At 44.4% G+C, this 23,115-nt stretch carries 19 protein-coding genes and 1 pseudogene; 14 read left to right on the top strand and 6 right to left on the bottom strand.

Annotated elements, in window-relative coordinates; all coding sequences use genetic code 11:
• A partial coding sequence (locus ABY436_RS10905) for a tRNA-(ms[2]io[6]A)-hydroxylase (protein WP_372739004.1) occupies positions 1–523 on the top strand: 523 nt, incomplete at its 5' end.
• 124 nt (positions 524–647) lie between these two features.
• On the opposite strand, the gene ABY436_RS10900 is transcribed toward ABY436_RS10905, so the two are convergent.
• Both ABY436_RS10900 and ABY436_RS10895 read right to left on the bottom strand, forming a co-directional pair.
• Positions 648–1,385, bottom strand: a complete 738-nt coding sequence (locus ABY436_RS10900; RefSeq protein ID WP_372739003.1) for a UDP-2,3-diacylglucosamine diphosphatase — start codon at positions 1,383–1,385, stop codon at positions 648–650.
• 12 nt (positions 1,386–1,397) lie between these two features.
• Complete coding sequence (locus ABY436_RS10895) at positions 1,398–1,895, bottom strand: peptidylprolyl isomerase (RefSeq protein WP_372739002.1); 498 nt, start codon at positions 1,893–1,895, stop codon at positions 1,398–1,400.
• 199 nt (positions 1,896–2,094) lie between these two features.
• Here ABY436_RS10895 and ABY436_RS10890 point away from each other — a divergent pair, with 199 nt between their 5' ends.
• Positions 2,095–3,792, top strand: a complete 1,698-nt coding sequence (locus ABY436_RS10890) for a glutamine--tRNA ligase/YqeY domain fusion protein (RefSeq protein WP_372739001.1) — start codon at positions 2,095–2,097, stop codon at positions 3,790–3,792.
• Between the two features lie 95 nt (positions 3,793–3,887).
• Here the strand turns inward: ABY436_RS10890 and ABY436_RS10885 are convergent, their stop codons facing one another.
• Both ABY436_RS10885 and ABY436_RS10880 read right to left on the bottom strand, forming a co-directional pair.
• Positions 3,888–5,441, bottom strand: coding sequence for a diguanylate cyclase (locus ABY436_RS10885; protein ID WP_372739000.1), 1,554 nt, complete (start codon positions 5,439–5,441; stop codon positions 3,888–3,890).
• A 154-nt stretch (positions 5,442–5,595) separates the two neighbouring features.
• Positions 5,596–6,882, bottom strand: coding sequence for a TMEM143 family protein (locus ABY436_RS10880; RefSeq protein ID WP_372738999.1), 1,287 nt, complete (start codon positions 6,880–6,882; stop codon positions 5,596–5,598).
• A 324-nt stretch (positions 6,883–7,206) separates the two neighbouring features.
• Here ABY436_RS10880 and ABY436_RS10875 point away from each other — a divergent pair, with 324 nt between their 5' ends.
• Positions 7,207–7,923, top strand: a complete 717-nt coding sequence (locus tag ABY436_RS10875; RefSeq protein ID WP_372738998.1) for a hypothetical protein — start codon at positions 7,207–7,209, stop codon at positions 7,921–7,923.
• 212 nt (positions 7,924–8,135) lie between these two features.
• A complete protein-coding gene (locus tag ABY436_RS10870) occupies positions 8,136–9,902 on the top strand; it encodes a PHA/PHB synthase family protein (RefSeq protein WP_372738997.1) in 1,767 nt (588 codons plus the stop codon).
• A gap of 11 nt (positions 9,903–9,913) precedes the next feature.
• Here the strand turns inward: ABY436_RS10870 and ABY436_RS10865 are convergent.
• Positions 9,914–10,444 (bottom strand): annotated as a pseudogene (locus ABY436_RS10865) (GGDEF domain-containing protein).
• Positions 10,445–10,672: 228 nt separating this feature from the next.
• Between ABY436_RS10865 and ABY436_RS10860 the strand changes: the two are divergent.
• The 4 genes from ABY436_RS10860 to ABY436_RS10845 all read left to right on the top strand — a co-directional run bounded on the left by ABY436_RS10860 (position 10,673) and on the right by ABY436_RS10845 (position 13,734).
• Positions 10,673–10,864 (top strand): hypothetical protein, encoded by a 192-nt coding sequence (locus ABY436_RS10860; protein WP_372738996.1) that lies wholly within the window; start codon positions 10,673–10,675, stop codon positions 10,862–10,864.
• A gap of 724 nt (positions 10,865–11,588) precedes the next feature.
• Positions 11,589–12,212 (top strand): LysE family translocator, encoded by a 624-nt coding sequence (locus tag ABY436_RS10855; RefSeq protein WP_372738995.1) that lies wholly within the window; start codon positions 11,589–11,591, stop codon positions 12,210–12,212.
• A 119-nt stretch (positions 12,213–12,331) separates the two neighbouring features.
• Positions 12,332–12,817: a peptidylprolyl isomerase gene (locus ABY436_RS10850; protein ID WP_372738994.1), complete on the top strand. Its 486-nt coding sequence runs from the start codon at positions 12,332–12,334 to the stop codon at positions 12,815–12,817.
• A gap of 11 nt (positions 12,818–12,828) precedes the next feature.
• The gene (locus ABY436_RS10845) at positions 12,829–13,734 is read left to right on the top strand and encodes an alpha/beta hydrolase (RefSeq protein ID WP_372738993.1); all 906 of its coding nucleotides are present in this window, start codon (positions 12,829–12,831) and stop codon (positions 13,732–13,734) included.
• A 53-nt stretch (positions 13,735–13,787) separates the two neighbouring features.
• Here the strand turns inward: ABY436_RS10845 and ABY436_RS10840 are convergent, their stop codons facing one another.
• Positions 13,788–14,690 carry an AraC family transcriptional regulator gene (locus ABY436_RS10840; RefSeq protein ID WP_372738992.1) on the bottom strand — a complete coding sequence of 301 codons (903 nt, stop codon included), beginning with the start codon at positions 14,688–14,690 and terminating at the stop codon, positions 13,788–13,790.
• A gap of 203 nt (positions 14,691–14,893) precedes the next feature.
• On the opposite strand from ABY436_RS10840, the gene ABY436_RS10835 reads away from it, so the two are divergent.
• From ABY436_RS10835 to ABY436_RS10810, 6 genes are all read left to right on the top strand, one after another.
• Positions 14,894–16,387 (top strand): CoA-acylating methylmalonate-semialdehyde dehydrogenase, encoded by a 1,494-nt coding sequence (locus tag ABY436_RS10835; RefSeq protein WP_372738991.1) that lies wholly within the window; start codon positions 14,894–14,896, stop codon positions 16,385–16,387.
• Positions 16,388–16,521: 134 nt separating this feature from the next.
• Positions 16,522–17,679 (top strand): acyl-CoA dehydrogenase family protein, encoded by a 1,158-nt coding sequence (locus ABY436_RS10830; protein ID WP_372738990.1) that lies wholly within the window; start codon positions 16,522–16,524, stop codon positions 17,677–17,679.
• Positions 17,680–17,767: 88 nt separating this feature from the next.
• Complete coding sequence (locus ABY436_RS10825) at positions 17,768–18,544, top strand: enoyl-CoA hydratase (RefSeq protein WP_372738989.1); 777 nt, start codon at positions 17,768–17,770, stop codon at positions 18,542–18,544.
• Between the two features lie 28 nt (positions 18,545–18,572).
• Positions 18,573–19,673, top strand: a complete 1,101-nt coding sequence (locus ABY436_RS10820; protein ID WP_372738988.1) for an enoyl-CoA hydratase/isomerase family protein — start codon at positions 18,573–18,575, stop codon at positions 19,671–19,673.
• Positions 19,674–19,741: 68 nt separating this feature from the next.
• Positions 19,742–20,680, top strand: a complete 939-nt coding sequence (mmsB, locus tag ABY436_RS10815) for a 3-hydroxyisobutyrate dehydrogenase (protein WP_372739005.1) — start codon at positions 19,742–19,744, stop codon at positions 20,678–20,680.
• 106 nt (positions 20,681–20,786) lie between these two features.
• Complete coding sequence (locus ABY436_RS10810; RefSeq protein ID WP_372738987.1) at positions 20,787–22,676, top strand: acetate--CoA ligase; 1,890 nt, start codon at positions 20,787–20,789, stop codon at positions 22,674–22,676.
• Positions 22,677–23,115: the final 439 nt, after the last annotated feature.

Below are 23,115 nucleotides of genomic sequence, written 5' to 3'. Positions count from 1 at the left end.
TCTTTTAATAGATCATGCTCATTGTGAAAAAAAAGCAGCATCGACGGCGATGACATTAATGTTCCGGTATGTTGATAGAACAGATCTCTTAAATAAAATGTCACGACTTGCACGTGAAGAGCTTATTCATTTCGAGCAAGTATTGGAGCTCTTGCAAGCCCGGGGTGTTGAGTACTGTCATTTATCCTCTTCTGGTTACGCTGGCGGGATGCGAAAGCATATCAGGAATCATGAACCGGCGCGTTTAATTGATACCATGATTGTGGGTGCATTCATTGAAGCCCGCTCGTGTGAGCGTTTTGCAAAACTGGCACCTCGTCTGGATGAGGTTCTGGCAAAGTTTTATCGCTCACTTCTTAAGTCTGAAAGCCGGCATTATCAGGATTATCTTAGCCTGGCTGAAGAATATGCCGGCGAACCTATTGAAGATCGTATCGCTTTATTTCGTGAGGTCGAGGGGCAGTTGATTGAGTCTGAAGACGAAGTATTCCGGTTCCATAGTGGTATACCGCCGAAGGCTTGAAAAACGCTCTATGAAAAAGTCGTTGGCAAATCAGCGAACTTTGGGTTAACCAGGTATTAGTAATCTGTTAACAGGCCCGCATCAAACAGATTTACATTCAAGGTTCATATTAAACAGGTTGATACTAAACCGGTTTGGATTCAATAGGTTCGTCGACCAGTGACAGGCCGTTTTCATTGCATAGCAGATACCAGAGCTGCGTATCCCAGTCACCAAGTACGACGCGAATACCGGTTGATTCGCCCGTCTGGTTGTAATGAATAGCGGGTCGATGGGTGTGACCGTGAATCAATAGCTCAACGTTCGCTTCTTTTAACGCTGCGCAAACGGCTGCAGGATTGACATCCATGATCTCGTCAGACTTCTCGGTAGCACGTTGCTGGCTGGCGGCCCTTAATTGTTTGGCAATAGCAATACGTTCGTTAACAGGTTTGGCGAGAAATGCTGCTTGCCATTTTGCATCTCTGACCATGCTACGGAATTCCTGGTAATCTATATCGTCCGTGCAGAGTTGGTCGCCATGCATCAGCAGCGCAGGCCCGATAGGAAGTGCAACGACTTGTTTCTCTTTGAGCAGGCTAGCGCCGATCTTGCGGAGGAAAGCATCACCAACCAAAAAATCCCGGTTACCGTGCTGGAAATAAAGCTGGCAACCTTGGTCGCTTAATGACTTCAGTGCGCTAAGAACAGGTTCAAATTCTGGCAGGGGTAGATCGTCGCCTATCCAGGCTTCGAAAATATCACCCAAAAGATAAAGCGCGTCAGCTTCTAAAGCTGTCTCAGTCAGAAAGTGTAAAAACGCCCGGGTAATATCCGGGCGTTCGGCTTTCAGATGAAGATCTGAAATAAACAGTAGTTTCATAACGTTCTGAATTTACTTTTTAGTCACTTCTGCGGATTCAATAATCACATCGTCTGCAGGAACGTCCTGATGACCAGCCGTCATTGTAGTTTTTACACCTTTAATTTTGTTAACAACGTCCATACCATCGACTATTTTTGCGAAAACAGCATATCCCCAGCCTTCAGTTGTTTTGGCTGTGTGATCAAGAAAAGTATTATCCGATACGTTGATAAAGAACTGTGCTGATGCTGAGTGCGGATCCATAGTGCGCGCCATCGCTAAGGTTCCGGCTTGGTTAGATAGACCATTATCGGCTTCGTTTTCGATGCTGGCTCCCGTCTCTTTTGAAACCATGCCTGGCTCAAACCCACCACCCTGAATCATGAAACCATCAATTACCCGATGGAAAATGACGCCGTCATAGAAACCATCGCGCACGTATTGCTCAAAATTAGCAGCTGTAACAGGCGCTTTTTTATGGTTGAGTTCAATAGTGATGTCGCCGTGGTTAGTATGGAGAATAATCATGAATGATTCCTTTTATCTTCTCAGTCGTTGTCCCGCTATTATACGCAAGTCTTACATCTCTGCACGGACTAAACTACATAATCTTTACATGTAATTCTCTTGGTTGTCAGTGTGCAGTTAAACTGCTAAGTGTTTATAATGCAGCTTCATATTGGATCTCATCAGGTCCGGCAAACAGTTTCGGATATACGTAGATAACATGTCTAAAAACGAATCGAACCAGAAACCTACAAATTTCATCCATCAAATTATTGAGGATGATATTAAGAATAATGTAAATGAAGGGAAAGTGGTGACACGCTTTCCACCAGAACCCAACGGTTACCTTCATATCGGGCATGCAAAAGCTATTTGCCTGAATTTTGGTACAGCCGAAAAATATCAGGGTGTCTGCAATTTACGTTTTGATGACACTAACCCTGAAAAAGAGAGTCAGGAATATATCGATTCCATTATCAGTGATATCAATTGGTTAGGTTATCAATGGGCTGGCGATATTCGTTATACCTCATCCTACTTTGATCAATTATATGACTGGGCAGTGCATCTGATTAAGAACGATAAAGCCTATGTATGTGACTTGAGTTCTGAGGAAGCACGTGAGTATCGGGGTAACTTTACTCAACCCGGAAAAGACAGTCCTTACCGTAACCGCTCGGTTGAAGAAAACCTGTCGCTGTTCGAGCGAATGAAAAATGCTGAGTTTAAAGAGGGTGCCTGCTCTCTGCGCGCAAAAATAGATATGAGTGCGCCAAATATGAACCTGCGTGATCCGCTGATCTACCGCATCTTACATACAAGCCATCATCAGACGGGTAAAAAATGGTGTATTTACCCTATTTATGATTATGCTCATGGGCAGTCTGATGCGGTAGAGGGCGTTACACATTCACTATGTACATTGGAGTTTGAGGACCATCGTCCTTTGTATGATTGGTTTATAGAAAATTTACCGGTACCCGCGAAACCAAAACAGTATGAGTTTTCACGTCTGGAATTGAATTACACCATTACCAGCAAACGTAAGTTGAAGCAGTTAGTCGACGATCAGGTCGTTGCTGCCTGGAATGATCCGCGTATGCCGACTATCTCAGGTTTGCGTCGTCGTGGTTATACACCCAAATCACTACGTCAATTTTGCGAGATGATCGGTGTTACCCGCTCCAACGGCGTTGTCGATATGGGAATGCTTGAGTCGGCTATTCGTGAGGATCTGGACTCATCAGCGCCGCGTGCCATGTGCGTAACCCGTCCGCTTAAAGTGACGTTGACTAACATGGAAGAAGGCGTGGAAGAGTGGTTTGAACTGCCTGCTCACCCCAAAGATGACACTATGGGTGTACGCCGGGTCGGTCTGACACGTAATTTGTTGATTGAGCAAGAAGACTTTATAGAAGTAAAACCGATTGCTAAAAATAAACATGAAAAGTGGAAGCGTTTGGCAACAGGTGATGCTGTCCGTTTGCGTGGCGCATATGTGATTACCTGCAATGAAGTGATTAAAAACGATGCAGGTGAGGTGATTGAGTTATTGTGTACCTTCGATCCCGCTACTAAAGGCGCTAACCCGGAAGGCTATAAACCCAATGGCGTTATTCACTGGGTTTCTGAAGAGTTATCAGTTCCTTGCGAAGTGCGGATGTATGACCGCTTGTTTACTGAAGCAAATCCGGATGGCGACAAAGAACGCAGTTTTATGGAATTTCTGAACCCGGAATCATTAGTGATTTTGACAGATTCAAGAATTGAATCAAGCGTTAAAGGCGCCACTGCTGAAACTCGCTATCAGTTTGAGCGTATGGGTTATTTTTGCATTGATGTCGACAGTAGTGCAGAAAAACTGGTAGTCAACCGGACGGTAACATTGCGTGATTCATGGGCTAAAGCCCAAAAATAGAGTGGTTATAGCCGGGGTAATAGCTACGAGGCCTCGTTTGACGGGGGTAACGGAGTCAGATTTATTGGCTTCGTTACCGTCGTTGTCTGTGGCGATTACAAAACAGCAGTACGGTTTTTTCCTGCATGCTTGGCAATATAAAGCGCATCATCAGCACGGCCAATAAACTCTTCCACCGTTTCATCTTTCTTATACTGAGTCACGCCTAAACTGCACGAGATAGTATGATCAATACTGAATTTAGCTTCGAAAACAGCTATGCGAAGTTTAGCGGCGATCTCTTCGGCCATGAGCAGGTCAGTTTCCGGCAAGATAATCACGAACTCTTCTCCACCCCAACGTCCAATAATATCTGTGCGGCGAAGCATTTTTACCAGTAGTTGTGAAATATCCTTGAGTACCTGATCACCGGCATTATGACCGAAGGTGTCGTTGATGACTTTAAAGTTATCAATATCTACAAATATACATGATATTCTCCAGTTATAACGGATTGATAATTGGATATATTCTGAAATACTCTCGATAAGTTTATGGCGGTTGTACAGACCGGTGAGTTGATCATGCTCGGCGATAACAATTAATTCTGTATTACGCAGGGTGGCAACATTATTGCGGTAAATCAGATAACTAATGACAATCAACATGAATATTACCGTTTGCCATACTGGAAAATTGTCCAGCATGTCACCATCAGAGGAGCGGTTGCCTTGATAGATAAAATTTGAAATATCGTAGTGGGGATTAAGGTGGCCGCTAATAAGATAAATAGTTTCCATCTCTTTAAAGCGCTCTTGGACCATCTCTCCGAAAGGAGTGCCACCAATCAAAGCCAGTTTCTTTAAGGCGATGCCTTCATAGATCAATGCGTCCAGTGTTCTATTTTGGGTATTATATTTTTCATAAATTATTTTTGATGTTTCTTCTATATTTTCAAAAGCATACAGCCAACCCTTAATAGAAGCCTTATAAAATTTATTGGTTAATAATGGCTTATTAGTAAGGGTGTCGTTATGCGTAAATAATATGTCACTGTACATGTCAAACCCATAATCGGCTGGATGGATAATGGCGAAAGGCTGCTGTAGAAGCTGCATTTGATATGGTTCATTTGAGGTGTAAGCACCCATTACATCTGTTTTTTTATCGATCAGATCTGAGATGTTAAATGAGTGTTCCTGATGAATATAGTCATTCGCTGATACACCCGCTTTGATTAGCATCGCCTGTACTTCGGCCACCTCATGCGCCTCATCTGTGAGCATCACGCGTTTGCCCTTCAGTTCTGCCGGGGTTTTAATATCGCCGCGGGTAATGAGCATAAAGGGGGATTTCTGAAACGTAGCAAAGAGTGCTGTGATGGGAGCACCGTTACCTTTGCTGACAAGAATAGATGAACGTCCAACAGCAAAGTCTGCCTGATGGTTAATAATGGAACCTACGATGTCAGTGTCTTGTTTGTATTCGCGTATATCGACTTCTAGCTGTTCTTCTGCATAAAAACCTTTTTCTTTGGCAATATAGTAGCCGGCAAACTGAAACTGGTTTTTCCAGAGGAGCTGCAATGAAACTGGTTGAACTTCCTTAGCAGGGCAATTCAGAGCCAATACTGATATCAATAAAGCTAAGCATAAGCGTAAACGGCTCACAAAATTCCTTTCTCAACAACACAAAGCGAAGCCTATGTTTAATAAGCTAATAGTAATATTTAACTTGAGTGCACGCTCAATATCTAGACTTATATTAAAAAAAACCGTAGATGCCTCAATTATTGCGCAAAAGGAGCAGGTCAGCGCTGTTTTGTTAACTGCGCCCTAAGCAAAGCCACTGTTCTGCCAATATTTCCCGGGCCTTTGTTAAGTTAACAGCAGATAAGCGCTGATCATCTTGAATAGTTATCAGGCCAAGGTTGAGAAGTTTATCCAAAGCATCATCAATCTCGAAATTGATACGGTACCCCCATTTGTCAGAAAACCAGGATTCTATTGATAAATCCAGATGTTGTCTGGTTACGGGTGTGGATGATACCAGTAAGAAGTAATAAGCAAGAAATGCTTCTTTGCATTCCTCTTCTTCAGCGTCATCTGTGAGGCGATGAAAGACACCTGCATTATTATCAAGATTCTTAAAATACAGATGTTTTGTCAGTGTCTGAACAAACTGTAGTTTACGGTTTTTGAAGTTGGAAAATTGTTTCCATAAATAGCTGCCAACCGCCCCTAAACCGGCGAGTAAAACAATTAATGCAGCTTTATCAAGCTCAACGGGCTCGCTTTTCAGCCCCAGCCAAAAACCAAATAACGACGCCAGTATTAGCAGCGAACCACCCAGCTTTGTTGATAAAACAATACCGCCGCTGATGATGGCAGGAACACCGATCAAAACTTTATCAATAAAACGCATTTTTACGGCTGTGTTGGGAAACAGCATCTCCAGGTCGGCTCTGGGGACGTTTTTAAATAACTTTAGGATGACACCGCCTGGCTCTAAGTTGAAAGCTTGTTGACGCTTGAGATCTATTTGTTCATGAAATCGGATAAAAATAATCACTCTTTCATAGTTTATGAAGCGTATTTTTGTTTTCCTGAATCCCCATAAACTGGCTAATGTTTCTTGTTTTTCATCTTCGCCGCGGGCAAAAAGAAGGACCTCCGAAAAGTCGTTGAAATCAACTTCCAGGCGCACTTTCATCAAAGAGTCGTGATTCAACGACTGTTTTATGGTTTCTTCATTGATTTTCTCATAATTAGCTTTTTCCAGCAGCGCCTCTAATTGTTTAACAAAAGCGGGGTCATCATTATGCATGGTAGATGGAAGGTCTACTTTTACTGTATCCGAATCAGGATTTATGCCTGAAAAGCTTTCTTTAAGAGATTCGAGACGAGACTGAAAGGTGATATGAAATAGTTTTTCGACCTGGGATGTTACTTCTCTGAATTGCTGGCGTTGCTGCTGTTCCAGCACGCCGCCGGAAAGACACATCTCAATCACATCTTTTTTACGGAAAGGAATGAAGCGTAAAGGCTTAGGCGTTTGTTTTTGCGTAGCTTTTGGGGTGGTTTGCATGGTGTTTGATATAGGGTCCGACATAGGGATAACTGACCAGGGTTACGATAAATGTTATCAAAAAGGGCGTAATTCTAGCACTTGCCAACATAAAGCATAAGTAATGCCTTATGTAGTTATAATTCAGCAATATTTCATCAGTGCCAGAGCGTGTTCAATATGTGTAATTATTGAACTGGGAAAAAGTGTTTTTAGCTATTAATATCAATAGATTATAACTGTTTATTTGCCCTTAAGGTCGGCTGGAATGATTATTATTTAATCTTTATAGAGTATTGCGAAATGAGTCAATAGAGATTACTTTTCTTGTATTACCCAACGGTTTAAGCGTTTAACAAGGAGTATCCGATGCCAGCTCTATTTACCGTCAAGATTGATTCTTTCCGTAAAATTAATAAGATCGAAAATGCGTGGTCTGGTGAGGATTATCATGCCCTCATGGAAATGATGGGGCTTGATGATGGTTTAGAAGGAATGGATGCTGCTGAACTCAGAGAGATGTGTTTGATGTCTCTGAATGACCTGGAGGCTGATGAAGCTGCAAAAGTGGTATTGACGCATTTATTTGCTGACGAATTAGCAAATGATGAGCTGACAGAAGGTAAGATCGAGCAACTAAGCCACGATATATCAGATGATCGCTTATGGGAGGAGTATTCCGAATGCTTATATCACGAGCGTTTCTTTAATGCTTATGCACTCCTGCGAGAAGCGTTTAATGGTATTTTTGCACAACCTACCGGTGTTGAGTTTATCGTTAATGTCAGGGCCGGTAATATTGAAGATATGGCAATATTTGATGAATCGCCCTGTGCTTCGATGGTGCGTCTATTGGCGGGCGGGTTAAGTGATAATGCCTTATTACATCGTCTTTATGATGAGCAGATTACAGGTCTGCAGTTTCCTCAGGCTCCGGGTATTGTATGGAAGTTACAGCAGTTAGCTGATGAGGGATTAACTCGCCAGTTTAGTGTCGTCAGTTCATCTTTCTGGTTTGAAAGCTTCGGGCAAATCGATGAGTTTGAAGCGTCGTCCCATGCGGATGTCAGCGATGAGGAAGAGTAAGTCTTTCAACCCCGGTAAACGTCATCAGATTTCAACTCGATAAATGCACAAGTCTGGTTTTTTAATCGAGTGATTGATAACGGCTACCTTGTTCATTAAAAAATAGTTGGTTTTGTTCGCCTGGGGTGATGAGGGTCAATTCATCAGGTCGCTATAAGGATGATAATTAAACAAAGCGATTGAATCGTTTATTACATATCAGGAGGTACGCAGTGGCGGTTAGAAGGGGTGACATCAACGATATATCCGAGTTTTATTCGAAGGATGTGGATTCCGGATATTTTTCAGTGACGGCATTAGATAACGTTTTCAAAGCAAACATGGCACACGTTACCGGAGGCATTTCCCCGGCGGGCTTAATGAGCCTGTATTTTACGTGGGCTTCTCACCTTGCTATGTCACCAGGAAAGCAAGTGAGATTAGTTGAGAAAATGTTGCGGAAAATAGTAAAAATGCATCGGGTAAGCCCGGTGTTGTTACAAAACCAGAGTAAACCCCTCATTACTCCCTTGCCTTGGGATAATCGATTTTCAGACCCTGGATGGCAACACTGGCCGTACAACTATATCTATCAGAACTTTTTGTTCACTCAACAATGGTGGCACAATGCTACAACAGATATTGACGGCTTATCTGAGGCAGATGAGAGAAGTATTTCATTCATCGCCAGGCAGGTGTTAGACAGATACTCCCCGAGCAACAATCCCTTACTGAATCCTGAGGTGCTGAAGGCTACGATAGAGCAGGGTGGCGTTAATTTGGTGTCGGGTTTGCAAAACTTTCTTAAAGACATGGATCAGTATAGTGCAGGGCGTTCTCCCGAGGGAACTGATGACTATATTCCAGGTGAAACGGTTGCCATAACCCCGGGTAAAGTAGTTTTCAGAAATCACATTATGGAGTTGATACAGTACTCGCCGGTGACTGATCAGGTTTATCCGGAGCCAATTCTTATCGTTCCTGCGTGGATTATGAAGTATTACATTCTTGATCTTTCGCCAGAAAACTCTTTGGTGAAATATTTAGTTGAAAATGGCCATACTGTTTTTATGATCTCATGGTTTAATCCCACTACCGCAGATCGGGATCTGAGTATGGATAATTATCGGGAGAAAGGTGTGATGGCGGCACTGGATGCCATTAGTAAAATTTTTCCTAAACAGCAGGTGCATGCAACAGGTTATTGTTTAGGCGGGACTTTACTCTCGATAGCGGCGGCTACGATGGCGAGAGATGGAGATGATCGCCTTAAGTCGATGACGCATTTTGCTGCGCAGGTCGACTTTAGTGAAGCCGGTGAATTGATGATATTCACCAACGAGAGTGAAGTCTCTTACCTTGAAAAAATGATGTGGGATCAAGGGGTTCTGGATGGATCTCAGATGGCAGGGGCTTTTCAAATACTACGCTCTAATGATTTGATTTGGTCGCGGATTGTTCATCATTATATGCTCGGTGAAAAAGAGAGCATTAATGATCTGATGGCGTGGAACCTTGATCTGACAAGAATGCCTTATAAAATGCATTCCCAGTATTTGAGGGAGTTATTTCTCGATAACGGTTTAGCGTCAGGGCGTTACCTTGTTAACGATAAACCTATTGCGATTCGAGATATACATGTACCTATTTTTTCAGTAGGAACAGAGAAGGATCATGTTGCGCCGTGGCGATCTGTTTACAAGCTTCATTTGCTGTCGGATAGTGAGACCGTCACATTCGTTCTCACTAGCGGAGGGCATAATGCCGGCATTGTGAGCGAACCGGGGCATAAGCACCGACATTATCGTGTTGCCACAGAAAACAAACAAGACCGCTATATTGATCCAGACACCTGGATTCAAAATAACAATCCCATTGAGGGGTCCTGGTGGCCAGAGTGGCATAAATGGCTAGAGAAGCATTCGGGCGAGAAAATCGTAGCTCAACCTATAGAAGGCGCATTGTGTGAAGCGCCGGGAACTTATGTGAATCAGAAATAAAACACCGACAGTTAAGCAGAAATACAGACCTTGTCTTTCCCTTCTGCTTTGGCTTGATACATAGCGCCATCAGCATTTTTAACAAGATCACTGATGCATGGCCCATGGTGCGGGTATCCACTGATACCTGCACTGGCTGTCATAAAGACCGCTCTGTTATCTTCAGTTAGAAAGGGATGTTGAGATGGCTGTTTTAATAATCATTTAATAATATTCAGCGCTGTATCCGGGCAAAGTAATAGAAATTCTTCACCTCCCCAACGAAAAAGCAGATCTGTTTTGCGTATCAGTTTTGGAACCGTTTTTGCAAAATGCTGGATGGCTTTATCCCCGTTTAAATGGCCATAGTTCTCATTAATCAATTTAAAATTGTCTATATCCAGCATGACAATTTGCATATGTGCATTTAGTTGATTACTAACATTCAGATATTGCCCGAATAACTCATAGCCTGTTTTGCGATTGTACAAACCGGTCAGATCATCGCGTTGGGAGTGATGAAACAGCTGCTGAGCCAGCAGTTGTGGCTGGGTAATATCCAAAACAAGCGCATTTAGTTCACGTCTGATACAAAATCTGAATTAGATAAAGTGCAGCTTAAAAATATTGATGTTAAAAAATAGTGCTACAAAAAAAGGGTTTAATGGAACTAAGACTAAAGTTTTAAATTGTTGCGGTGCACAATAGATTTGTGTAATATACCCAAATAATTAAGCTTTATCGTATGACCCGTTCCATTTTATGTGCTCAATGCACATCGAGGTAATTTTATGTACCCTAAAATTCGTCAGCCAGAAAAATGGGAAGAGCAACAGGAAGCTCTTCTCGATAGTTACATTGAAAGGGTATTTGCGTCGGAAACGATAGAGGAGTGGTTTTGTGCGTCACATTGGTATTTTGATGCCATAACCTTGTTATTTTTGCCGCAAGCTATGACCAATCAACGTACCTTAATAAACTAAACAAAATGACTTCAAAAACCCGCTACTAAGTGGGTTTTTGTCTTTGTAGGCACCATCTTTCCTGGTTTTCATCAATCAGGCTTTTGTAAGTATGCTTTTTATCGTTTTAATACGTGAAGGTAATCATTAAATATTGGTTGCTATTACCGGTCATTCTCTGTCTTAAGAAAGAGCCACGTGTGAATAATCAGTCTGCTCACGATCTGCTTATCCTCTTCGATACTCGTATCACTAATAACAATCAGCAGAAATATGAAGTGCTTTATGAGTATATAAAAGCGGCTATCTGTCATGGGTGCGCAGCTGTTCAGGCAGCAGATCAGCGATGGGTCTTTTTTTCAAAGAGGGAAGCTATCACCGTCATTAGATCATCTGATGCAACAGTCATTTCCTGATTTTACTCTTGTTCGCGGTTCCGCTGGCATGCACAGTGATGCATCATGCTGAATGACTCGTATTGCGCGTAAAACATCTGTGAAAATGCAAACGCTAACGGTTAGATATCAGAGCGTTATCGGCTTGCCAGCGTGATATTTTGCATTGATCTTTTAAATCTGGCCTCATTCTGGGATATGCTGGCACGCCGGTTGAAAAGATACCTGCGGGTGTAGACAAACTGCAGAAAATTATCAGGTTTGTATCAAAAAATATCTGACTAAAAATTCAGGTGATTATCAAGTAAGTGTTGCATGATTATTTTTCTTTTAAAGCGACAGGTTATCCGATGTTAGAACTTTCTTTATTAGCTGTCTTTTTGCCTACGTTTTTCTTTGTTTCAGCGACGCCTGGAATGTGTATGACATTGTCAATGACAATGGGCATGACCATTGGCGTGCGGCGGACATTGTGGATGATGGCAGGCGAACTTGTAGGCGTTGGGCTGGTCGCACTTCTTGCTGTGGTGGGTGTAGCATCCATCATGCTGAATTACCCCGGTATATTCGCTGTTTTTAAAGTGATAGGCGGCGCTTATCTGATCTATATTGGGATTCAGATGTGGCAGTCACGTGGAAAAATGGCGGTCACAGAGGATAGCTCCATTCGCGCCTCTGTTAGCCGCCAGACATTGGCCTTACAGGGTTTTCTGACGGCTGTGGCTAACCCAAAAGGATGGGCATTTTTTATCTCTCTATTACCTCCCTTTATTAACCCGGGTGCGCCGCTGGCTCCACAGCTTTCGATATTAATTTTGATAATTTTAGTCGTCGAATTTATCTGTTTATTAGGTTATGCGACGGGTGGGCGGACGATGCGGGCTTTTTTACAGAAAAGTGGCAACGTACGCTTAATGAATCGTATTGCCGGTAGCCTGATGATAGGTGTGGGTATTTGGCTGGCTACAGGCTAGCGCCACTGCTGTGTTGTTCTGTATATTCAATCTGTTAATTCGCGGCTTAACTTTGTACTGTAAGTTAACCTTGGTTTGCTGCTAATATTATGTTTTTTCTATGGCTTTAGGAATTCTCGATGCAGATTGGTAAAAATTCAGTAGTGCAATTTTCTTACACACTGAAAGATGAAAGCGGTGAAATTGTTGAAGCAACGGATGAAGGATCACCTGTCGCTTATTTGCACGGACATAACAATATGATTCCCGGGCTTGAGAAGGTTCTGGAAGGTAAAAGTGTTGGTGACAAAGTGTCAGAAACTTTACAGCCAGCGGATGCCTATGGCGAGCGGGTTGAAGACTCAATACAGCGAGTGCCTGTTAAGCATTTACAAGGCGAAAAAAAGTGGAAACCAGGTATGTCGGCTACGGTGCAAACTGATCAGGGAAACCGTCAGGTGACTATCGTTAAAATGGGTAAATTTATGGCTACGGTTGATACGAATCACCCGCTCGCCGGCAAAGTGGTGACCTTTGATATCGAAATTAAAGATATCCGCGAAGCAACTGCTGAAGAAATTCAGCATGGCCACGCGCATGGCGCTGGCGGACATCATCACGGCTGATATTGCATTTCATGAGTCTGGCCAAAGAGTCGTTAATCCCGTGGGAGCATGATGACGGTACATTGATACTGCGAGGGTGGATGTCACCTGATTGTGGTAACAATGACCGTCCGGTTATTTACTTCCTGCACGGTACGGGACTGTCGAGTTTGACCTACTGGCCTTTTCTGGAGTTATTTCATGGCGAGTATGATCTGTTTCTGGGTTCCATTGAGGGGCACGGTGATAGTGACCATATACCTCGGGATCAGTACTCAGATTGGCAGGCATTAATGATGCGGGCGCTCAAATGTTTCGAAGATTTCAGCCAGTGTTGGGATCCGAAACAGCCCGTAATCGCGTTGGCACATAGTTTTGGTGCTATCGCTACGACGCTGATGTTACATCATCAACGGCGCTTGTTTGACCAATATATTTTGTTAGACCCTGTTATCTATCCTAAATCAATGATTGCAATGATGCGCTTCCTGCACCTGATTGGTCTGGCGGGGAATTTGCCGCATGTAAAACAAGCGAAAAAAAGACGTCAAAGCTGGCCGAGTCGGGAGGAGGCACATAAGAATTTTTATGGTCGCGGCATCTTCAAAAGCTGGACAGAGGCGTCGCTTAACAGCTATATCGACGACGCGATTAAACCCAGTGATCAAGGCGAGTGGCAGCTACGCTGTCCGCCGTGGTTAGAAGCGCGTATTTTTTCCGGATATCCGAAACGACTTTGGCCCGCGATTGCCAAACTTCCTGAATATACACACATTCTGCACAGTACCCGGACATACTCCTTCGTGCCGCCTGCAGTCAGGCGGGCAGAAAAAGCGAATCCACATATTAAATTGACTGAAGTAGAAGGTGGCCACTGCTTTATGCAGGAAGCCCCGCAAGCTAGTTACAGGCTGGTTAAAGGCTTGCTACGGTTTTAATGGCGCAGGTAAATCTGATCTCTGATAAGGTCTTGTTATAATATTAATCAGCTTTACGAGGGATAAGGATAAGTCCCCATGCGCATACGCCGGTACTGGCTGGGTGAAATTCCCATAATCTTTTTAAAAATCCGTGAAAAGTAGTATGCATCCTCATAACCCACGGCAAAGCTTATTTCATTAATGGACTTGGTCGTCACATCAAGCAGGTGGCAGGCACGTTCAATTTTCAAATGTATGAAATGATTGATGGGTGTTGTGCCCGTTAACTCTTTATATTTTTTAATGAAATGGAACTTAGAAAGGTTGGCTGTTTCTGCCAGAGTATTGAGGTCCAATTGCTCATGAGCACGAGCCTGCATCAGGCTGTGAATTAATTCTAAATTGAAGTTATGAGCGGTTTGCTGCTGTTTAGCCAGCGGTTGTAATTGGGCAATGTGCGTTAATATTTGGCGAAGCAGGTTGGATGCATGCACAAAAGCACTCAAATTGTAGCTGGACTGGCGGCATTCAAGTAACGACTCAAAGTCACTGGTCAGCCTTGAGTGGATGCCCAGCGGGAATACAAAACTGTTCTCACGAATAGCAAGATAGTCAATAAACTCTTCACTTTGATCACCTGAAAAATGTATCCAATAAATAGTCCAGGGTGTTATGTCGGATGCTTTATAGGCATGAGCAACACCCCTTGGCAGGAAAATAATATCGCCTGCTTTGACCTCGTAAGATTGATGATCGAGTGTCAGTTCACCTTGTCCGTCGAGGCAATAGATCATCAGGTAGTCATCATGTGTGCGCCGCAACATAGTATGGTTGAATGCTTGTTTATAGTAGCCAAGGCCTATCGGATATAGCCCTCTGGCTAATGAATGCCCTCTTAATTGAGACACTATTTTGCGGGGCACAACGAATCGAGTGCTTTCAGGGGGCAATGGCCATTCAGAGGGTTGGCTCATATCGTTAGACCTTTAGACTAGGGAAAACCACTATTAATTAGCAATATAGTCCATTAATCTGACAAGATTATCAATCCCTGCTCTACATGGCGTATGCTTAAATTATCAGCAACCTAAATGCTGAGCAGGCTTTTTTGGCTACTGCTCGTAAGACCTCAATAAAACTACAAAAAACAACAATAAAACAATACAAGGTATTAATCATGACTCAACAAGTACAGCTCCTGATTAACGGTGAACTGGTAAGTAGTAAATCGGATAACTGGATTCCGGTGACTAACCCCGCAACGCAGGAAGTTATTGCGCAAGTCCCTTGTGCAACAGCTGCAGAGGTAGAGCAGGCCGTTGAAGCAGCAAAAGCTGCTTTTGAAATCTGGAAAGAAACTCCGGTTGGAGAGCGTGCACGCTTAATGCTGCGATACCAGGCACTACTCAAAGACAATCACGATGAGATTGCAAAGGTGTTGGCGCTGGAAACCGGAAAGACTTTTGAAGATGCGAAAGGCGATGTATGGCGCGGTATTGAAGTCGTTGAACACGCGTGCAACATTGCTTCATTGAGCATGGGAGAAACCGTTGAGAATGTAGCGCGTAAAATCGATTGCTACAGTATCACTCAGCCCTTAGGTGTGTGTGTTGGTATTACGCCTTTCAACTTTCCTGCGATGATTCCATTGTGGATGTTCCCAATGGCGATTGCCTGCGGTAACACTTTTGTTCTTAAGCCTTCCGAGCAAGATCCGCTAACCCCCATGTTGCTGGCTAAATTGTTCCAGGATGCAGGTGCCCCGGCAGGATTGCTGCAGGTTGTTCACGGTACAAAAGATGTCGTTAATCAGTTGTTAACGCATAAAGATACACCGGCTATCTCGTTTGTCGGTTCGGTTGCCGTGGGTGAGCATATCTACCGCACAGGCACGGATAAAATGAAACGAGTTCAGGCATTTGCAGGCGCGAAAAACCATATGGTTATCATGCCTGATGCCGCTAAGAACCAGGTTGTTAATAGCATTGCAGGTGCTTCTGTGGGTGCGGGTGGTCAGCGTTGTATGGCTATCTCTGTGGCTGTCTTTGTCGGCAGTGCACGTGAGTGGATTCCAGAAGTGCGTGATGCTCTGGCAAAAGTACGTCCTGGTGTCTGGGATGATGAAGGCGCTGGTTATGGTCCGTTGATCAACCCTCAGGCTAAAGAGCGTGTTTTACGCTTCATCCAGGAAGGTAAAGATGCGGGTGCAGATTGTATTCTGGATGGTTCTGGATGTGTGGTAGAAGGTTACCCTGACGGTAACTGGGTTGGCCCGACAATGTTCCGTAATGTATCCACAGATATGTCGATTTATCAGGAAGAGATTTTCGGACCTGTTCTGATTGCTTTAGAAGTAGATACGCTGGATGAAGCTATCGCGTTGATTAATGACAACCCGTACGGTAACGGTACGTCGATGTTTACTTCTTCTGGTGCTGCTGCCCGTAAATACCAGCATGAGATTAAAGTCGGGCAGGTAGGTATTAACGTGCCGGTTCCTGTGCCTCTGCCGATGTTCTCATTCACGGGTTGGAGAAAGTCTTTCTATGGCGACCAACATGCCTATGGTAAGCAGGCTGTACGTTTCTATACAGAAACTAAAACAGTCACGGCGCGTTGGTTCGAAGATGATATCGATACCGGTGTAAATACCAGTATTCACCTCAAATAATATAGCTGAGTCAGGCGAAGCTCTTGATGAGTATTGTTTGCAATACTCGTCAAGGCTTTGTTTTGTATGATAATTAGCCTTTGCGAAGGTTGATGAGCTTTGCTAATGAGCTTTGTTAATAAAGGGAGAAGCCAATGGATTTTGAACTGAATGAAGATCAAATCGCATTTTCCGACATGGCACGTTCGTTCGCTCAGAACGAGATGGAGCCGCATGCTGCTGAATGGGATCAGCAGCAGATTTTTCCTGTCGATGTATTACAAAAAGCAGGCGAGTTGGGTTTTTGTGGTTTGTACTCCCCTGAAGATGTTGGCGGTTTAGGTTTAGGCCGTCTTGACTCGAGTATTATCTTCGAACAACTCGCGATGGGCTGCACTTCTACCACCGCTTTTATCACTATTCATAATATGGCTACGTGGATGATTGCCGATTTTGGTAATGAAGAAACACGCCAGTTTTGGTGCCCGGATTTAACGGCAGGACAAAAGCTTGCTTCGTATTGCTTAACTGAGCCTAATGCGGGTTCAGATGCCGCTTCACTAAAAACTACGGCACGTAAAGACGCTGATGAGTACGTTCTTAACGGTAGTAAAATATTTATTTCCGGCGCCGGTGCGACAGATGTATTAGTGGTCATGGCACGCACGGGTGAAGAGGGACCCAAAGGTATTTCAGCTTTTGCAATTGATGCGAAAACAGCCGGTATTACCTATGGCCGTAAAGAGGAAAAAATGGGTTGGAATAGCCAGCCGACACGACTGATTACTTTTGAAGATGCCAGAATACCTGCTTCATGCTTAATGGGTAAAGAAGGCGACGGCTTTAAAATTGCCATGATGGGGCTGGATGGTGGGCGGATCAATATTGCAACCTGTTCAATAGGCACGGCTCAGGCTGCGCTAAATCAAGCTATTCAGTATATGGGTGAACGAAAACAGTTTGGCCGCACGCTGGAGAACTTTCAAGCTTTGCAGTTCAAAATCGCTACGATGAATACTGAACTAGTGGCGGCCCGTCAAATGGTGCGTCTTGCCGCCAGCAAACTCGATCATAAGCATCCAGACCGTTCTACTTATTGTGCCATGGCTAAGCGTTTTGCAACGGATGTTGGCTTTAACGTCTGTGATGAAGCGCTGCAGATTTTTGGTGGTTATGGATATATCAAAGAATATCCTCTGGAACGTTATGTCCGGGATAGTCGGGTACATCGTATTCTTGAAGGTACCAATGAGATCATGAACGTCATTATTGCGCGTCGATTACTCTTAAAAGATGCGGCTGATATTGTGTAATTTGTTTGTTATAGGTTATGCAGAGCTTCGTCAGTGAATATGGCCTGGCAGGCTCTGTAGCAGAAAAATGAATGGAGCAATGAACAAGATGAGTGACAAACTGATAGTAGAAAAGCAGGGACATATTGCGGTTATTACGATGAATAATCCGCCTGCAAATACTTGGACAGAAGCCAGCCTGAAAGAGCTGACTTCAATCGTAAAAGAATTAAATGCAGATATGCAGATATTCAGTCTGGTACTGAAAAGCAGCAGCGAGAAGTTCTTCTCTGCCGGTGCTGATTTGAATCTCTTTGCAGACAGTGATCGTTCAGTTGCCAGAGATATGGCCCGCTATTTTGGTGAAGCGTTTGAGACGCTTTCTCAGTTTCGTGGTGTTTCCATTGCGGCGATGAATGGCTGGGCAATGGGGGGGGGATTAGAAGTCGCGCTGGCATGTGATATCCGCATCGCAGAAGAGCAGGTGCAGATGGCATTACCCGAAGCTAAAGTTGGTTTGTTACCGTGTGCCGGCGGCACGCAAAACCTGACCATGCTGGTCGGTGAAGGTTGGACGAAGCGAATGATTCTTTGTGGTGAGCGCGTCAAAGCGGCGAAGGCATTAGAGATCGGTTTGATCGAAGAGATGGTTGCTACAGGTGAGTCTGTTAAGCGGGCGATGGAGATGGCAGAACAGGTTGCAGAACAAAGCCCAATGGCCGTTGCTGCGTGTAAGCAGTTGATCCAGTCAAATCGTACCCGTGCATGGGATCAGGGCTATATTCTTGAGCGTGAACTGTTTGTTGATCTGTTCCACTCAGAAGATCAGAAAGAGGGCGTTAACGCCTTTTTGGGCAAACGCAAAGCTGAATGGAAAAACTGTTAAGCAACGGGTCGAGAAAGGAGGATAACGGATGAGCTGTGTACTTTTTACAGAACACCTGACGCAAGACGGTAAGAAAATTATTGAAATCTGCCTTAACGCTGAGAAGTCTCTTAATGCGTTAACGCTGGATATGATTGACTTGATTCAGCCTGAATTAGATGCGTACAAAACGGATGATTCGGTTGTCGCTATTTTACTGGATGGCGCGGGCGAAAAAGCATTTTGTGCGGGCGGCGACGTTGTCAGTTTATACAAATCTATGACGGGCGGCGGGGATGCAGATTTCCCTGAGCAGTTTTTTACAAGCGAGTATTTGCTGGATTATACGATTCATACTTATCCCAAGCCGATTATCTGTTGGGGAAGCGGTATTGTGATGGGCGGCGGCATGGGCTTGCTGAGTGGCTGCAGTCATCGCATTGTGACTGAAACAACACATATGGCAATGCCGGAAGTGACTATAGGTTTGTATCCGGATGTAGGTGGCACGTGGTTTTTGCATCGTACCCCAGGGCGTACCGGCCTGTTTTTAGGACTAACCGGAAACCGAATGAACGCAACGGATGCCTTGTTTCTGAATTTAGCTGACCGTTTCCTGAAAACGTCTCAGCGAGGTGACGTGTTAGATCGTTTAACTCAGGAGACCTGGGAGGGTGACCTGAACGCAGTGGTTAGCCGTGTCCTGCGGGATCTTGAAGATGATGCCTGGGATACACGTCAGAGTATGGAATCTCCGGTAAGAACGCATTTTGATCTGATTCAGGATATAACAGACCAGGATACCGTTGAGGAGATCATTGAGACGTTACTCGCGGTCGAAACGGATGATAAATGGATGCAGCGAGCACAAAAAGCTATCAGTCACGGTAGCCCTCTCGCGATCCATATGATTTACAAACAGTTCCGGAATACCTTGCACATGTCGCTTAAAGAAGTGTTTGAATCTGAGCTGGTGTTGTCTGTTCAGTGTTGCCGTCATCGTGAGTTCCCTGAAGGCGTTCGTGCCTTATTGGTTGATAAGGACGGCAAGCCTAACTGGACCTTTAGCTCCGTGAGTGATGTTGATCCGGCTTTCCTCAGTGAGTTATTCGTGTCGCCGTGGGACACCAATCCGCTGGCTAAGATGTGAGTGAGCTTTTTTGATAAGAGCTCTCAGGCAAGAACTCTCAAACAAAAGCTCTCAGTCAAGAATTGGCAATCAAGAATTTAAATACTAAGAATAACGATAAGAATAAGGATTATAAAATGGCTACGATAGGCTTTATTGGTTTAGGAAATATGGGCGGCCCAATGGCGATTAATCTCGTTAAGGCGGGTCACACGGTTAAAGCTTTTGACTTATCAGCTGAAGCGGTAGCAAAAGTGGTTTCTGCAGGTGGTGTGGCGGCTCAATCTGCCAAGGATGCGGTAACGGATGCAGACTTTGTGGTGTCGATGCTACCTGCAGGCAAGCATGTTCAGGGATTGTTTGTCAGCGGTGACGACCCACTCTTTGAACATGTTAAAAAAGATGTACTGATTATTGATTCTTCTACGATTGATGCCGCTACGGTACAAAATGTAGCAGCTGCGGCAGAAGCGCGAGGTATTGGCTTTATCGATGCTCCGGTTTCCGGGGGGGTTGGTGGGGCTAAAGCAGGAACGTTAGCCTTCATGGTAGGCGCCAGCGATGAGCAGTTTGCTAAAGCTAAGCCTATTCTGGAATGCATGGGTAAAAATATCTTCCATGCAGGTTCTCACGGTGCCGGGCAGGTAGCCAAAGCCTGTAATAATATGTTGTTGGCCGTGTTGATGACAGGTACCAGCGAAGCCCTGAACATGGGTGTTAAAAATGGTTTAGACCCAGCTGTACTGTCTGAAATCATGAAACAGAGTTCGGGTAATAACTGGGCCTTACAGGTTTATAATCCGTTTCCGGGTGTGATGGAAGGCGTCCCTTCCTCAAACGACTACCAAGGTGGTTTTCAGGTTGATCTGATGTTTAAAGATTTGGGCCTGGCTATGGAAATGAGCCAATTAAGTGCTTCACCAACGCCAATGGGCTCGCAAGCCCGCGCATTATTTAATTTACATAAGGTCAATGGCAACGGTGGGTTGGATTTCTCCAGCGTTCTGAAGCTCTACCAGGATCAGTAATCATTGATCGGTTAATATCAAATGATGGCGCCTGTGCTTTTGCCGGGCGCCTGCTTCATCGCCTTTAATAAGACGCCTTTAATAAAAAAAAGCATGAGGTCCTACGATGGCTTACACAGAAGAATATCGTCACGCGCTTGAAAATCCAGAGTCATATTGGGCAGAGCAAGCTAAAGTAATCAGCTGGTTTAAAGAACCTCAAACGATCCTTCAGAAAACTGAACAGGGAACTTATTGCTGGTATCCGGATGGTGAGTTAAATAGCTGTTATCTGGCCGTTGATAAACAAGTTGAAGAAGGCCGGGGTGAGCAGGTTGCGCTGTATTACGACTCGCCATCCACGCAAACAAAAGAAGCGATTACTTATAACCAATTGCAGCAACGTGTTAGTCGTTTTGCTGGCGCCATGAAAGGCTTAGGTGTTGAAAAGGGCGATCGGGTTGTTATTTATATGCCGATGATCCCAGAAGCCGCAGTTGCTATGTTGGCGTGCGCCCGACTGGGAGCCGTGCATTCTGTTGTGTTTGGTGGGTTTGCTGCAACTGAATTGGCTATTCGTATTGATGATGCTACCCCTAAGCTTATTCTTACGGCTTCATGCGGTATCGAATTTGATAAAAAAATAGCCTACAAACCCCTGGTAGACAAAGCGGTAGCGTTAGCAACCCATAAACCATCACATACGGTGGTTTGTCAGCGGCCTTTATTAACGGCCGACATGGACCCTGCGCGTGATCTTGATTGGCACGCGTTCCAAAAAGATGCGACGCCTGCTGACTGTGTTGCGGTGAAGGGATCTGACCCACTTTACGTACTTTATACGTCCGGTACGACAGGGCAGCCGAAAGGCATTGTGCGAGATAATGGCGGACATGCGGTGGCATTACGTTATGCTTTTAATAATGTCTATGGCATGAAAGCAGGTGATGTCTGGTGGGGCGCTTCTGATATTGGTTGGGTAGTAGGTCATTCCTTCATCGTATACGGTCCATTGATGGGCGGCGGCTCTGCTATTTTTTATGAAGGAAAACCGATTCGCTCACCCGATGCAGGGGCTTTCTGGCGGATTATTGAAGAGTACAAAGTTAACTCTATGTTTTGTGCGCCGACAGCGTACCGCGCCATTCGCAAAGAAGACCCGACAGGAGCGCTTTCGAAGAATTATGACCTTAGCAGCCTGCGCTGGGTGTTTGTTGCGGGTGAAAAGCTGGATTCTGCAACTTATGAGTGGCTCAATGAGTTATTGCAGGTTCCTGTTATTGATCACTGGTGGCAAACAGAAACCGGCTGGCCTATGACGTCGCCTATGATGGGATGGGATAACCCATCTGCGGCGCGTCTTGGCTCTACTAACAAACCTATTCCGGGGTACGATATTCGTGTTTTGGATGGTGATGGTACAGAGGTAGAAGCCAATGAAACAGGGAATATTTGTGTTAAATTGCCACTGCCTCCGGGCGTCGCCTGGAGTATCTGGAAGCAACCGCAGCGATATATAGACTCGTATCTGACGGCGTTTCCTGGTTATTACCATACCGGCGATGGCGGCTTCAAAGATGATGATGGCTATATCTACATCACTGGGCGTACCGATGATGTCATCAACGTATCCGGGCACCGTTTATCGACCGGTGAAATGGAAGAGGTGGTGTCAGCGCATCCTGCCGTTGCTGAATGCGCTGTTATTGGCGCGAATGATTCGCTTAAGGGGCAGGTTCCGGTAGGTCTTATCGTTCTCAAAGCAGGCGAAGAGATCGACGAAGCGCAATTGGAAAAAGAGCTGGTTGAGCGTGTTCGTAACGAAGTCGGAGCATTGGCCTGTTTCCGTAAAGCGGTAGTTGTTGAGCGCTTACCCAAGACGCGCTCAGGAAAGATCTTACGTGCAATATTGCGTAAAATTGCAGCTAACGAGAGTTACAAAATGCCATCCACTATCGATGATGAAACTATCTTGCCGGAGATCGAAGCGGTCCTGAAAAAAAGGGGTTTAGTCTGAACGAATAGAGGTGAGCAGAACCACTACATATAAAAGTGTTACATCGTTTTTGTAACAGTTATGTTGAAAAAACGCATCACGGGTGATGCGTTTTTTTATGCGCACAGAATATCTGAGTGGCAATTTATAGTTGGATAATGTCTTCTTCTTCTGATGCCCACTCGCTTAGCTGCTTTTTGTCGTAATTCTATTGGTATAAGATAGGCTGAATAAAGAATTTTGTTCTGATACGCTAAATAAAGTGGGATATTTATGAAGGAGGAACGAAATGAGCCAACACGAAAAAATCAATTATGTGGAATTTCCCGCACGGGATCTTGCGGTTGCTAAGCAGTTTTTTGAAGAGGTTTTTAATTGGTCGTTTACCGATTATGGGACTGAGTACACAGCGTTTTCAGATGCTGGCTTGAAGGGTGGTTTTTTCAAAGCAGATTTGTCT

Source organism: Neptunomonas sp. (genome assembly GCF_041601355.1).
Lineage (GTDB): Bacteria > Pseudomonadota > Gammaproteobacteria > Pseudomonadales > Balneatricaceae > Neptunomonas.
The sequence above is the reverse complement of the archived record's forward strand: the minus strand, read 5'-3'. Positions and strand labels throughout refer to the sequence as shown.